Source organism: Rhodococcus sp. Z6_132 (assembly GCF_058133635.1).
Window position 1 is genome coordinate 307,824 of the sequence record NZ_JBYUNP010000001.1, and the last position, 13,612, is coordinate 321,435.

Annotated in this window: 7 protein-coding genes; all 7 read right to left on the reverse strand. The window is 66.8% G+C overall.

Going from position 1 to position 13,612, the window contains the following annotated elements; genetic code table 11:
- Nucleotides 1-105 precede the first annotated feature (105 nt).
- The 7 genes from tuf to AC3YO9_RS01400 all read right to left on the reverse strand — a co-directional run bounded on the left by tuf (nt 106) and on the right by AC3YO9_RS01400 (nt 13,602).
- Complete coding sequence (gene tuf / locus AC3YO9_RS01370) at nt 106-1,299, reverse strand: elongation factor Tu (protein ID WP_127783993.1); 1,194 nt, start codon at nt 1,297-1,299, stop codon at nt 106-108.
- Nucleotides 1,300-1,444: 145 nt separating this feature from the next.
- Nucleotides 1,445-3,547, reverse strand: coding sequence for an elongation factor G (gene fusA, locus AC3YO9_RS01375; protein WP_127783994.1), 2,103 nt, complete (start codon nt 3,545-3,547; stop codon nt 1,445-1,447).
- A 142-nt stretch (nt 3,548-3,689) separates the two neighbouring features.
- Nucleotides 3,690-4,160 carry a 30S ribosomal protein S7 gene (gene rpsG / locus AC3YO9_RS01380; RefSeq protein ID WP_127783995.1) on the reverse strand — a complete coding sequence of 157 codons (471 nt, stop codon included), beginning with the start codon at nt 4,158-4,160 and terminating at the stop codon, nt 3,690-3,692.
- Nucleotides 4,160-4,534 (reverse strand): 30S ribosomal protein S12, encoded by a 375-nt coding sequence (gene rpsL / locus AC3YO9_RS01385; protein WP_127783996.1) that lies wholly within the window; start codon nt 4,532-4,534, stop codon nt 4,160-4,162. The genes rpsG and rpsL overlap by 1 nt, the downstream gene beginning before the upstream one ends.
- Before the next feature lie 320 nt (nt 4,535-4,854).
- Nucleotides 4,855-8,808, reverse strand: a complete 3,954-nt coding sequence (locus tag AC3YO9_RS01390; RefSeq protein ID WP_489982550.1) for a DNA-directed RNA polymerase subunit beta' — start codon at nt 8,806-8,808, stop codon at nt 4,855-4,857.
- A 156-nt stretch (nt 8,809-8,964) separates the two neighbouring features.
- Complete coding sequence (rpoB, locus tag AC3YO9_RS01395; RefSeq protein ID WP_127783997.1) at nt 8,965-12,492, reverse strand: DNA-directed RNA polymerase subunit beta; 3,528 nt, start codon at nt 12,490-12,492, stop codon at nt 8,965-8,967.
- A 342-nt stretch (nt 12,493-12,834) separates the two neighbouring features.
- A complete protein-coding gene (locus AC3YO9_RS01400; protein ID WP_489981892.1) occupies nt 12,835-13,602 on the reverse strand; it encodes a hypothetical protein in 768 nt (255 codons plus the stop codon).
- Nucleotides 13,603-13,612 lie beyond the last annotated feature (10 nt).

Below are 13,612 nucleotides of genomic sequence, written 5' to 3' on the forward strand. Positions count from 1 at the left end.
ATCAGCCACACAGTTGCAGACCTGTGACCGAAACACGCAAAGGGGCGCCCCCGTCGATGACGGAGGCGCCCCTCGGCGCTGCAGCTGGAGACCAGCCGCTTGGTGTTACTTGGTGATCTTGGTGACTCGGCCGGCGCCGACGGTACGACCACCCTCACGGATGGCGAACCGCAGACCCTCGTCCATGGCGATCGGCTGGATGAGCTTGACGCTCATCTCGGTGTTGTCGCCGGGCATGACCATCTCGGTGCCCTCGGGCAGCGTGACGACGCCCGTGACGTCCGTGGTCCGGAAGTAGAACTGGGGGCGGTAGTTGTTGAAGAACGGCGTGTGCCGCCCGCCCTCGTCCTTCGACAGGATGTAGACGTTGCCCTCGAACTCCGTGTGCGGAGTGGTGGTGCCGGGCTTGACCACGACCATGCCGCGCTCGACGTCCTCGCGCTTGATGCCGCGGACCAGCAGGCCGACGTTGTCGCCCGCCTGGCCGCTGTCGAGCAGCTTGCGGAACATCTCGATGCCGGTAACGGTGGTCTTGGTGGACTTCTCGCGGATGCCCACCAGCTCGACCTCCTCGTTCACCTTCAGCTCGCCACGCTCGATGCGGCCGGTGACCACGGTGCCGCGGCCGGTGATGGTGAAGACGTCCTCGACGGGCATCAGGAACGGACGCTCGGTGTCGCGGACGGGGTCCGGCACGCTCTCGTCCACGGCGTCCATGAGCTCGACGATCTTCTCGGACCACTCCGGGTCGCCCTCGAGGGCCTTGAGCGCAGAGACGCGGACGATCGGGGCGTTGTCGCCGTCGAACTCCTGGTCGCTGAGCAGCTCACGGACCTCCATCTCGACGAGCTCGAGGATCTCCTCGTCGTCGACCATGTCCGACTTGTTCAGCGCCACCAGGATGTAGGGGACGCCGACCTGACGGGCGAGCAGCACGTGCTCACGCGTCTGGGGCATGGGGCCGTCGGTCGCCGCAACCACCAGGATCGCGCCGTCCATCTGGGCCGCACCGGTGATCATGTTCTTGATGTAGTCAGCGTGACCGGGGGCGTCGACGTGCGCGTAGTGACGCTTCTCGGTCTGGTACTCCACGTGGGAGATGTTGATCGTGATGCCGCGCTGACGCTCTTCCGGCGCCTTGTCGATCTGATCGAAGGCCGAGGCCTCGTTCAGGTCGGGGAACTTGTCGTGCAACACCTTGGTGATGGCAGCCGTCAGCGTGGTCTTGCCGTGGTCGACGTGACCGATGGTGCCGATGTTCACGTGCGGCTTCGTCCGCTCGAACTTCGCCTTCGCCACTGAATGTCCTCCTGGACTTGCGCGCTGTGCCTTGTGGCACAGCAGGTCTGGTTGTCTGAATCGTGTAGTGCTGGTGTTCGTCGTGCTCGTGCTAGCGCCTGCGCACAGCTGAAATCACTGCTTGCAGACTATCGTCCCCGATGGGTTACTCCCCCGTCGCCTTGGCGATGATCTCCTTGGCCACGTTGGCCGGGACCTCGGCGTAGGAGTCGAACACCATCGAGTAGTTTGCCCGGCCCTGCGTGCGGGACCGGAGGTCACCGACGTAGCCGAACATCTCCGACAGCGGCACGAGCGCCTTGACGATGCGCGCACCACTTCGTTCCTCCATGGCCTGGATCTGGCCACGGCGGGAGTTGAGGTCGCCGATCACGTCGCCCATGTAGTCCTCGGGCGTGATCACCTCGACCGCCATCAGCGGCTCGAGGATGACCGGGCCGGCCTGACGAGCAGCCTCCTTGAGCGCCATGGAACCGGCGACCTTGAAGGCCATCTCGGAGGAGTCGACCTCGTGGTAGGCACCGTCGAGCAGGGTCAGCTTGATGTTGACCAGCGGGTAGCCGGCCAGGATGCCGTACTGCATGGCGTCCTGCGCACCGGCGTCGACCGACGGGATGTACTCGCGGGGGACGCGCCCACCGGTGACCTTGTTCTCGAACTCGTAGAGCGCGCCGTCCTCCGAGGTGAACGGCTCGAGCTTGATGATCACCTTGGCGAACTGGCCGGAGCCACCGGTCTGCTTCTTGTGCGTGTAGTCGTACTTCTCGACCGTCTTGCGGATGGTCTCGCGGTACGCCACCTGCGGCTTGCCGACGTTGGCCTCGACCTTGAACTCGCGACGCATGCGGTCCACCAGGATGTCCAGGTGGAGCTCGCCCATGCCGCCGATCACGGTCTGGCCGGAGTCCTGGTCCAGGTGCACCTTGAAGGTCGGGTCCTCCTCGGCGAGCTTCTGGATCGCGATGCCCAGCTTCTCCTGGTCGGACTTCGTCTTCGGCTCGATCGCCACCTCGATGACCGGGTCCGGGAACGTCATCGACTCGAGGATGACCTGGTGCTGCGGGTCGCACAGCGTGTCACCGGTCGTGGTGTCCTTCAGACCGATCACGGCGTAGATGTGACCGACGCTCGCGTTGGGGACCGGGTTCTCCTTGTTGGAGTGCATCTGGAAGATCTTGCCCAGACGCTCCTTCTTGCCCTTGGTGGAGTTGACCACCTGGGCACCGGAGTCGACCCGCCCGGAGTACACCCGGACGTAGGTCAGCTTGCCGAAGAAGGGGTGCACCGCGATCTTGAACGCCAGAGCCGCGAACGGCTCGTCAGCGGCCGGCTTGCGGACGAGGAGCTCCTCCTCGTTGCCGGGCGCGTGGCCCTGCACCGACTCGACGTCCAGCGGGGACGGCAGGTAGTCGACCACGGCGTCGAGCATGGGCTGCACGCCCTTGTTCTTGAACGCCGAGCCACACAGCACCGGGTACAGCTCGCTGGCCACGGTGAGCTTGCGAATCGCCCCCTTGACCTCCTCGACCGTGAGGTCCTCGCCACCGAAGAACTTCTCCAGCAGGGCCTCGTCGGACTCCGCGACGGTCTCGAGCAGCTCCTGGCGGTACTGCTCGGCGCGCTCGGCGAGGTCCGCCGGGATCTCCTTGACCTCGTACTTCTCGCCCAGCTTCGTCTCGCCGGTCCAGACCTTGGCGTTCATCTCGACCAGGTCGACGATGCCCTCGAACTGGTCCTCGGCACCGATCGGCAGCTGGATGACCAACGGCTTGGCGCCCAGGCGGTCCTTGATGGTGTCGACCGTGTAGTAGAAGTCCGCGCCGAGCTTGTCCATCTTGTTGACGAAGCAGATGCGCGGGACGTCGTACTTGTCGGCCTGGCGCCAGACCTGCTCCGACTGGGGCTCGACGCCCTCCTTGCCGTCGAAGACCGCCACCGCGCCGTCCAGCACGCGCAGGGAGCGCTCCACCTCCACGGTGAAGTCGACGTGACCCGGGGTGTCGATGATGTTGATCTGGTTGTTGTTCCAGAAGCAGGTCACCGCGGCAGAGGTGATCGTGATGCCGCGCTCCTGCTCCTGCTCCATCCAGTCAGTCGTCGAGGCACCGTCGTGGGTCTCACCGATCTTGTAGTTCACACCGGTGTAGAAGAGGATGCGCTCGGTAGTGGTGGTCTTACCGGCATCGATGTGCGCCATGATGCCGATGTTGCGGACCTTGTTGAGGTCGGTCAGCACTTCCTGTGCCACGAGTGTGGTCCCCGCTTACGTTCATCGGTGGGCCAGCGGTGAGGTGATCACACACAGACCCTGGTGGTGGTCGATCTTCTTGTGCAGCACGTTCTGGTCGAGAAGGTGGTGGAGCTGCCCGGGGCCTGGGCCCCGGACCGGCTCACCAGCGGTAGTGCGCGAAGGCCTTGTTCGACTCGGCCATCTTGTGGGTGTCCTCGCGGCGCTTGACCGCCGCACCGAGGCCGTTGCTGGCGTCGAGCAGCTCGTTGGCGAGGCGCTCCACCATGGTCTTCTCGCGACGGGCGCGAGAGAAGGTGACGAGCCAGCGCAGCGCGAGGGTGTTCGCACGGCCGGGCTTGACCTCGATCGGGACCTGGTAGGTGGCGCCACCGACGCGGCGGCTCTTCACCTCGAGGGCCGGCTTCACGTTCTCCAGCGCCTTCTTCAGGGTCAGCACGGGGTCGGTGCCGGTCTTCTCGCGGCAGCCCTCCAGCGCACCGTAGACGATCGACTCCGCGATCGACTTCTTGCCGTCGAGCAGGATCTTGTTGACCAGCTGGGTGACGACCGGGGATCCGTAGACCGGGTCGTTGACCAGCGGGCGCTTCGGTGCGGGGCCCTTGCGAGGCATTAGCTCTTCTCCTTCTTCGCGCCGTACTTGCTGCGGCCCTGCTTGCGACCCTTGACGCCCTGGGTGTCAAGGGAGCCGCGAATGATCTTGTAACGCACACCAGGGAGGTCCTTCACGCGACCGCCTCGCACGAGCACCATGGAGTGCTCCTGCAGGTTGTGGCCCTCACCGGGGATGTACGCGGTGACCTCGACCTGGCTGGTCAGCCGGACACGAGCCACCTTGCGCAGAGCGGAGTTCGGCTTCTTCGGGGTGGTGGTGTACACGCGAGTGCACACGCCACGACGCTGGGGACTCCCCTTCAACGCCGCCGTCTTGAGCTTGGCGACCTTGTCCTGGCGACCCTTGCGGACCAGCTGCTGGATGGTGGGCATAGACCGGCTTTCTCGTATTGATGCGATCGGTGCGATCGTGGCTTCTCTGTACGTGACGTCGTTGGTGCTCGTGCAGCCTTGTCCCCGCGGTCGGGCGTGTCGGACTCCCCAACAGCAACATCCTGCGCGGAGACCTCGTGCTCACGGTCTCCCGGAATGGACGGGCACACTGCAATCCCGACCGAGGCCGGGCACGACCGCCAACGATACCTTTTCAGTTGCGGTGAGGTCAAAATGACCCCGCTCCGCGCTCCCTGTCGGCGCCACCGTGGGCCCCAGGCAGAGTGCCTGGGGCCCACGGGGTGGCACCAGCTCGGAGGTCAGCGGTAGTCGCTGCCGCCGAACCCGTAGTCGTCCAGCGGGACCGCAGCGCCCGTGCCGGTTCCGAAGGCGTCGGGCGAGTAGTACCCGTCGTCGAAGGACGGCATGGCGTAGGCGGCCGCGCGGGCCTCCTCGGTCGGCTGCACCTGGATGTTGCGGTACCGGTTGATGCCGGTACCCGCCGGGATCAGCTTTCCGATGATCACGTTCTCCTTCAGGCCCACCAGCTTGTCCCGCTTGCCGTTGATGGCGGCATCGGTGAGCACGCGGGTGGTCTCCTGGAAGGAGGCCGCCGACAGCCACGACTCGGTGGCCAGCGACGCCTTGGTGATGCCCATGAGCACCGGACGGCCGGCGGCCGGCTCGTTGCCCTCGGCCACGACGCGCCGGTTGGACGCCTCGAACTCGCTGCGCTCGGTGAGTGAACCGGGCAGGAACTCGGTGGCACCGGAGTCGATGATGGTCACGCGACGCAGCATCTGCCGCACGATCACCTCGATGTGCTTGTCGTGGATCGACACACCCTGGCTGCGGTAGACCTTCTGGACCTCGTCCACCAGGTGCATCTGCACCTCGCGGGGGCCCATCACGCGCAGCACCTCGTGCGGGTCGGACGCGCCCTCGAGGAGCTGGTCGCCCACCTCCACGTGGTCACCGTCCTGGAGCACGCGCTCGGTGCCGTCGACCGCGATGGTCTTCAGGCGTGAACGCTTGGACAGCTTCTCGTACACGACCTCCTCGCCCCCGTCGTCGGGAACGATGGTGATCTTGTAGAAGCGGTCGTTGTCCTCCAGCCGGATGCGCCCGCTGACGTCGGCGATCGGGGTCTTGCCCTTGGGCACCCGCGCCTCGAACAGCTCCTGCACACGCGGCAGACCACCGGTGATGTCGTCACCGCCGACGCCACCGGTGTGGAAGGTGCGCATGGTCAGCTGCGTGCCGGGCTCACCGATGGACTGTGCCGCGACGATGCCGACGGCCTCGCCCACGTCCACCAGCTTGCCGGTGGCCATGGAGCGGCCGTAGCAGGTCGCGCACACGCCGGTGGCCGACTCGCAGGTGAGCACGCTGCGCACCCGCACCTCGGTGACACCGCCGTTGAGCAGCGTCTCCAGCGCGGGGTCGCCCAGGTCCGAGCCCGCGGGCACGACGACGTTGCCGTCGGCGTCCACCGCGTCGGAGGCCAGCGTCCGTGCGTAGGTGCTGGTCTCCACGTGGGCGTCGCGCACCAGGGTGCCGTCGGGCTGACGCTCCGCGATGGTCATCATGATGCCGCGCTCGGTGGCGCAGTCGACCTCGCGGACGATGACGTCCTGCGACACGTCCACCAGACGGCGGGTGAGGTACCCGGAGTCGGCGGTGCGCAGCGCGGTGTCGGCCAGACCCTTGCGGGCGCCGTGGGTGGAGATGAAGTACTCCAGCACGGACAGACCCTCGCGGAAGTTCGCCTTGATGGGACGGACGATGTTCTCGCCCTTGGTGTTGGCCACCATCCCTCGCATGCCGGCGAGCTGCACGACCTGGTTCATGTTTCCGGCCGCACCCGACTTCACGATCATCGGGATCGGGTTGTCGTCGGGGAAGTTGGCCTCCATCGCGGCGGCCACCTCCTCCTTGGCTGCGGTCCAGATCTTCTCGAGGTCGCTCTGCCGCTCGGGGGCGGCGATCTTGCCCCGGGCGAACTTCTTCTCGATCTCGTCGGCCTGCAGCTCGTAGCCGTCCAGGATCTGCTGCTTGTTCGGCGGCACCAGGACGTCGGAGATGGCCACGGTGACACCCGAGCGGGTGGCCCAGTAGAAGCCGCAGTCCTTCAGCTTGTCCAGCGTCTGGGCCACGACCACCATCGGGTAGCGCTCGGCGAGGTCGTTGACGATCGCCGCCTGACGCTTCTTCGGCATCGCCTCGTTGACGAACGGGTAGTCCGCCGGCAGGAGCTGGTTGAAGATCACCCGACCGAGCGACGTCTCCGCCACCCACGGCTCACCCGGCTTCCAGCCCTCCTCCAGCATCCGCGGCTCGTCGGCCTTGGACGGGCGCAGGTCGCTGACCCGGATGCGGGTCATCGCCTGCACCGACAGCACGCCACGGTCCATCGCCATGATCGCCTCGGCCGGCGTGGAGAACACGCCGCCCTCGGCCACGTCGGCGCCGGCGAGGCGCTCACCCGGAGCACCGTCGACGATCCGGGTGAGGTGGTAGAGGCCGGTGACCATGTCCAGACGCGGCATGGCCAGCGGGCGACCCGATGCCGGCGAGAGGATGTTGTTCGACGACAGCATCAGGATGCGTGCCTCGGCCTGGGCCTCGGCACTCAGCGGCAGGTGCACCGCCATCTGGTCACCGTCGAAGTCGGCGTTGAACGCCTCGCACACCAGCGGGTGCAGCTGGATGGCCTTGCCCTCGACCAGCTGGGGCTCGAAGGCCTGGATGCCCAGACGGTGCAGGGTCGGCGCGCGGTTGAGCAGCACGGGGTGCTCGGAGATGACCTCCTCGAGCACGTCCCACACCTGGGCGCGACGACGCTCGACCATCCGCTTGGCCGACTTGATGTTCTGCGCGTGGTTGAGGTCCACCAGCCGCTTCATCACGAAGGGCTTGAAGAGCTCCAGCGCCATCAGCTTGGGCAGACCGCACTGGTGCAGCTTCAGCTGCGGACCGACGACGATCACCGAACGGCCGGAGTAGTCCACGCGCTTGCCCAGCAGGTTCTGGCGGAACCGACCCTGCTTGCCCTTGAGCAGGTCGCTCAGGGACTTCAGGGGCCGGTTGCCCGGACCAGTGACCGGACGACCGCGACGACCGTTGTCGAACAGGGCGTCGACGGACTCCTGCAGCATCCGCTTCTCGTTGTTGACGATGATCTCGGGCGCGCCGAGGTCGATCAGTCGCTTGAGGCGGTTGTTGCGGTTGATCACGCGGCGGTACAGGTCGTTCAGGTCGGAGGTCGCGAACCGGCCACCGTCGAGCTGGACCATGGGACGCAGGTCCGGCGGGATCACCGGGACACAGTCCAGGACCATGCCCTGCGGGTTGTTGCGGGTCTGCTGGAACGCCGCGACCACCTTGAGTCGCTTGAGCGCGCGCAGCTTCTTCTGGCCCTTGCCGCTGCGGATGGTCTCGCGCAGCAGCTCGGCCTCCGCGTCGATGTCGAAGACCTCCATCAGCTTCTGGATGGACTCCGCACCCATGGCCGAGGTGAAGTACTCGCCGTAGCGGTCGACCAGCTCGCGGTGCAGCATCTCGTCGATGACGAGCTGCTTGACCGAGAGCTTGGTGAAGGTGGTCCAGATCTCGTCGAGACGGTCCAGCTCACGACCGGCGCGGTCGCGGATCTGGCGCATCTCGCGCTCGCCGCTGTCCTTGACCTTGCGGCGGACGTCGCTCTTGGCGCCCTCGGCCTCGAGCTCGGCCAGGTCGGCCTCGAGCTTCTGGGCCCGGGCCTCCAGGTCGGCGTCACGCTGGTTCTCCACGGTCTTGCGCTCGCTGACCATCTCGGCCTCGAGGGTGGAGAGCTCGTTGTGGCGCAGCTCGGTGTCGACGCCGACGATGACGTAGGCGGCGAAGTAGATGATCTTCTCGAGGTCCTTGGGGGCCAGGTCGAGCAGGTAGCCCAACCGGGACGGAACGCCCTTGAAGTACCAGATGTGGGTGACCGGGGCGGCGAGCTCGATGTGGCCCATCCGCTCGCGGCGCACCTTGGCACGCGTCACCTCGACGCCGCAGCGCTCACAGATGATGCCCTTGAAGCGGACACGCTTGTACTTGCCGCAGTAGCACTCCCAGTCCCGGGTGGGACCGAAGATCTTCTCGCAGAACAAGCCGTCCTTCTCAGGCTTGAGCGTGCGGTAGTTGATGGTCTCGGGCTTCTTGACCTCGCCGAATGACCAGTGGCGGATGTCGTCTGCCGTGGCCAGTCCGATGCGTAGCTCATCGAAGAAGTTGACGTCGAGCACGTCGCTTCCTTCTCCCTTGGGGGTAGTGGCGCTCATGGTGCGAGCGGCCTAGGGGTGTGGACTTGTCCCTCCTCCGGTGCAGCCCGCGTGGGGCTGCACCGGAGGAAAGTGGTCGGCTCACCGGGTGAGCCAAACCTGCTGAAGCGGTTCGCCGCCTCAGTTCACGACGTCTTCGACGGTCACCGACTCGTTGCGGGAGAGGTTGATGCCGAGGTTGGCAGCAGCACGCTCCAGGTCCTCGTCGTCACCCCCGCCCATCTCGATCGCCGCGCCGTCACTGGAGAGCACCTCGACGTTGAGGCACAGCGACTGCAGCTCCTTGAGGAGCACCTTGAACGACTCCGGGATGCCCGGCTCGGGGATGTTCTCGCCCTTGACGATGGCCTCGTAGACCTTCACACGACCAAGGACGTCGTCCGACTTGATCGTGAGCAGCTCCTGCAGCGTGTACGCCGCGCCGTAGGCCTGCATCGCCCAGCACTCCATCTCACCGAAGCGCTGGCCACCGAACTGCGCCTTACCACCCAGCGGCTGCTGCGTGATCATCGAGTACGGGCCGGTGGAGCGGGCGTGGATCTTGTCGTCCACCAGGTGGTGCAGCTTGATGATGTACATGTAGCCGACTGCCACCGGGTACGGGTACGGCTCGCCGGAGCGACCGTCGAACAGGGTGGCCTTGCCGTCGCCCTTGACCATCATCTCGCCGTCCCGGTTGGGCAGCGTGGACCCGAGCAGCCCGGTGATCTCGTTCTCCCGAGCACCGTCGAACACCGGGGTGGCCGTGCGGGTGCCCGGCTCCGCGGAGTAGAGCTCCTCGGGCAGCTTGCTGGCCCAGTCCGGGTCACCGTTGATCTGCCAGCCGGTCTTGGCGATCCACCCGAGGTGGACCTCCAGGATCTGGCCGAGGTTCATCCGTCGCGGAACACCGTGGGTGTTCAGGATGATGTCGATCGGCGTGCCGTCGGGCAGGAAGGGCATGTCCTCGGCGGGCAGGATCTTGCCGATGACGCCCTTGTTGCCGTGCCGGCCGGCGAGCTTGTCGCCGTCCTGGATCTTGCGCTTCTGGGCCACGTAGACGCGGACCAGCTCGTTCACGCCGGGGGGCAGGTCGTCGTCGTCGTCGCGGGAGAACACCCGGATGCCGATGACCTTGCCGGTCTCGCCGTGGGGCACCTTGAGGCTGGTGTCGCGCACCTCGCGGGCCTTCTCGCCGAAGATCGCGCGCAGCAGCCGCTCCTCCGGGGTGAGCTCGGTCTCGCCCTTGGGCGTGACCTTGCCGACCAGCACGTCACCAGGCTGGACCTCGGCGCCGATGCGGATGATGCCGCGGTCGTCGAGGTCGGCCAGCACCTCCTCGGAGACGTTCGGGATGTCCCGGGTGATCTCCTCGGCACCAAGCTTGGTGTCGCGGGCGTCGATCTCGTGCTCCTCGATGTGGATCGAGGTGAGGGTGTCGTCCTGGATCAGCCGCTGGCTGAGGATGATCGCGTCCTCGTAGTTGTGACCCTCCCACGGCATGATCGCCACGAGCAGGTTCTTGCCCAGGGCCATCTCGCCGTTCTCGGTGCAGGGACCGTCGGCCAGGACCTGGCCGGACTCCACCCGCTGACCCTCGTCCACGATGGGGCGCTGGTTGGTGCAGGTGCCCTGGTTGGAGCGGGCGAACTTGCGCATGCGGTAGGTCTGGCGGGTGCCGTCGTCGGCCATCACGGTGACGTAGTCCGCCGAGACCTCCTCGATGACGCCGGACTTGCTGGTGACGATGACGTCACCGGCGTCCACCGCGGCCCGCAGCTCCATGCCGGTGCCGACCAGCGGTGCCTCGCTGCGCACCAGCGGGACCGCCTGGCGCTGCATGTTGGCGCCCATCAGCGCGCGGTTGGCGTCGTCGTGCTCCAGGAACGGGATCATCGCCGTGGCGACCGACACCATCTGGCGCGGGGAGACGTCGATGTAGTCGACGCCGTGCGGGTCGATGTAGTCGACCTCGCCACCCTTGCGGCGGACCAGCACGCGCTCGTCGGCGAGGTTGCCCTCGGCGTCGAGCGTCGAGTTGGCCTGCGCCACGACGAAGCGGTCCTCCTCGTCAGCGGTGAGGTAGTCCAGCTGGTCGGTGACGTGTCCGTCGACGACCTTGCGGTACGGCGTCTCGATGAACCCGAAGGGGTTCACCCGCGCGTAGGACGACAGCGAGCCGATCAGGCCGATGTTCGGGCCCTCAGGGGTCTCGATCGGGCACATGCGGCCGTAGTGGCTGGGGTGCACGTCGCGGACCTCGAAGCCGGCGCGCTCACGAGACAGACCACCCGGGCCCAGCGCGGACAGGCGACGCTTGTGCGTCAGTCCGGACAGGGGGTTGGTCTGGTCCATGAACTGGCTCAGCTGGGAGGTTCCGAAGAACTCCTTGATGGCCGCCACGACGGGACGGATGTTGATCAGGGTCTGGGGCGTGATCGCCTCGACGTCCTGGGTCGTCATCCGCTCGCGCACCACGCGCTCCATCCGGGACAGACCCACGCGGATCTGGTTCTGGATGAGCTCGCCGACGGTGCGCAGGCGCCGGTTGCCGAAGTGGTCGATGTCGTCCACCTCGACCGGGACCTCGACGCCGCCGGGGGCGGTCATCGTGGTCTCGCCCGCGTGCAGGCGCACCAGGTACTCGATGGTGGCGACGACGTCTTCCTCGGTCAGCGTGCTGCTGGTGACCGGCTGGCCCGCGTTGAGGCCGAGCTTCTTGTTGATCTTGTAGCGGCCGACCTTGGCCAGGTCGTAGCGCTTGTCCTTGAAGAACAGGTTCTCCAGCAGGGTCTGCGCGCTCTCCCGCGTGGGGGGCTCGCCCGGACGCAGCTTGCGGTAGATGTCCAGCAGGGCCTCGTCGGTGCCCGCGGTGTTGTCCTTCTCCAGCGTCGCCATCAGGATCTCGCTGAAGCCGAAGCGCTCGGTGATCTGCTCGGTGGTCCAGCCCAGCGCCTTCAGCAGCACGGTGACCGGCTGGCGGCGCTTGCGGTCGATGCGCACACCCACGGTGTCGCGCTTGTCGACGTCGAACTCCAGCCACGCACCGCGGCCGGGGATCACCTTGACGCTGTGCACGTCCTTGTCGGTGGCCTTGTCGACCGCGTGGTCGAAGTAGACGCCCGGGGAGCGCACCAGCTGGGAGACGACGACACGCTCGGTGCCGTTGATGACGAACGTGCCCTTGTCAGTCATCATCGGGAAGTCACCCATGAACACCGTCTGGCTCTTGATCTCGCCGGTGTTGTTGTTGATGAACTCCGCGGTGACGAACAGGGGCGCCGCGTACGTCATGTCCTTGTCCTTGCACTCCTCGACGGAGGCCTTGACCTCGTCGAAGCGCGGGTCGGAGAAGGACAGCGACATCGAGCCGGAGAAGTCCTCGATCGGGGACAGCTCCGTGAGGATGTCCTCGAGGCCACCGGACTCGGCGTTGTCGCCCCGGGAGAGCGCCCGCTCGCGCCACACCGGCGAACCGATCAGCCACTCAAAGGAGTCGGTCTGCAGGTCGAGTAGGTCTGGCACCTCCAAGGGCTCTTTGATCTTTGCGAACGAAACCCTCTTGGGGGCACCAGGGATGCCTACAAGCTTTGACTGGTCAGCAGGACCGGTCTTCTCGGGAGTGGTCTTGGTCTGGCGGGAGACTGCCAAGATGCATCCTTCCAGCACCTCATGCGGGCCGTCGCTGCTCGGACGGCCGCTGCTTTGTCGACACTGAACGACGGCTCTACCATGGGCAGATCCCTCGTCCAGACTCTGTTGCGGGCGGCCTGCTCTCGACCCCGGGTGTAGCTGATTTTGGGGTGCGGACAGCAGGAGACCAGCGCAACGTTGGAGTTTAGCCCCTGTTTCGGCCGTTGTCGAGTCGGCAGCCTCGATCCCACGCAGTCAAGCTGCGCGCGCAGGCACAAGCGTGGACGCCGCCTGCCGGTGCGTCAAGGGTGCCACGCACGGCGTGTCGGGTCCCGGCGGCGACCCGGGACAGGGGCGGGCCCGGGCGACGCGGCGTGATCAGGCCTCGGTGAGCCCGGACAGCAACCACTGCCCGTTGTCCCGCAACAGGTTTGCCGTGAAGCGGTAGCCGCTGGCCTGCAGGGCCTGACCGTTGTTGTCGGCGTTGATCACCACGAAGGCGATCACCTCGGCGCGGCCGCCGCTGAGCAGCCGGACCCCGTTGGAGACCACGGTCGCACTGGTGGTGGTCTTGGCCTGGGTGGCCACCTTGCGGATGTTGTCCCGGTTGGAGTTGTACTGGTTGGCCATCTCCGGCGTCATCAGCTTCACCGCGGCGTCGAAGTCGGCGTCCAGCGTGGTGTGGCTGTAGGTGTAGGCGGTCTTCAGCACGTTGGCCGCCGCAGCGTTGACCTCCTGGGTGGCCGGCTGGTCCACCAGCGCGGCGTTGGCGGTGTCGCCACCGTCGCCGGAGCTGTTGTGGATCACCGAGGTGACGGCGAGCACGACCGCCGCGACCAGCATGAGCGCCACCAGGGCGGACACCGCGATCCACCGCGGGTTGGTCAGCGAGGTGCGGGACGGTCGGTTCCGCCGCGGCCGCGGGCGAGCACTGGCCGGCTGCGCGGAGCCTGCCGAGGCCGCCGGGCTCTCCGTGGTGGTGCTGCTGGGGTCCGGCCGGCCGGTGTCCGCGGAGCTGGGAGCTGCCGTCGTCGAAGCGTGCGGCTGCGGGTCCTGCGCGGTGGGGCGGGCACGGGTGCCGGCCACCGCCGGGCGGCGCCGGGGGGTGGGCCGGGGTCCCGGGCCCTTGCGGTTCACCGGTGGCATCGGTACGTGC

Excerpts from the sequence above, each read along its gene's own strand:
- rpsG (WP_127783995.1), bottom strand. The coding sequence starts at position 4,160 with ATGCCTCGCAAGGGCCCCGCACCGAAGCGCCCGCTGGTCAACGACCCG.
- rpsL (WP_127783996.1), bottom strand. The coding sequence starts at position 4,534 with ATGCCCACCATCCAGCAGCTGGTCCGCAAGGGTCGCCAGGACAAGGTC.
- AC3YO9_RS01400 (WP_489981892.1), bottom strand. The coding sequence starts at position 13,602 with ATGCCACCGGTGAACCGCAAGGGCCCGGGACCCCGGCCCACCCCCCGG.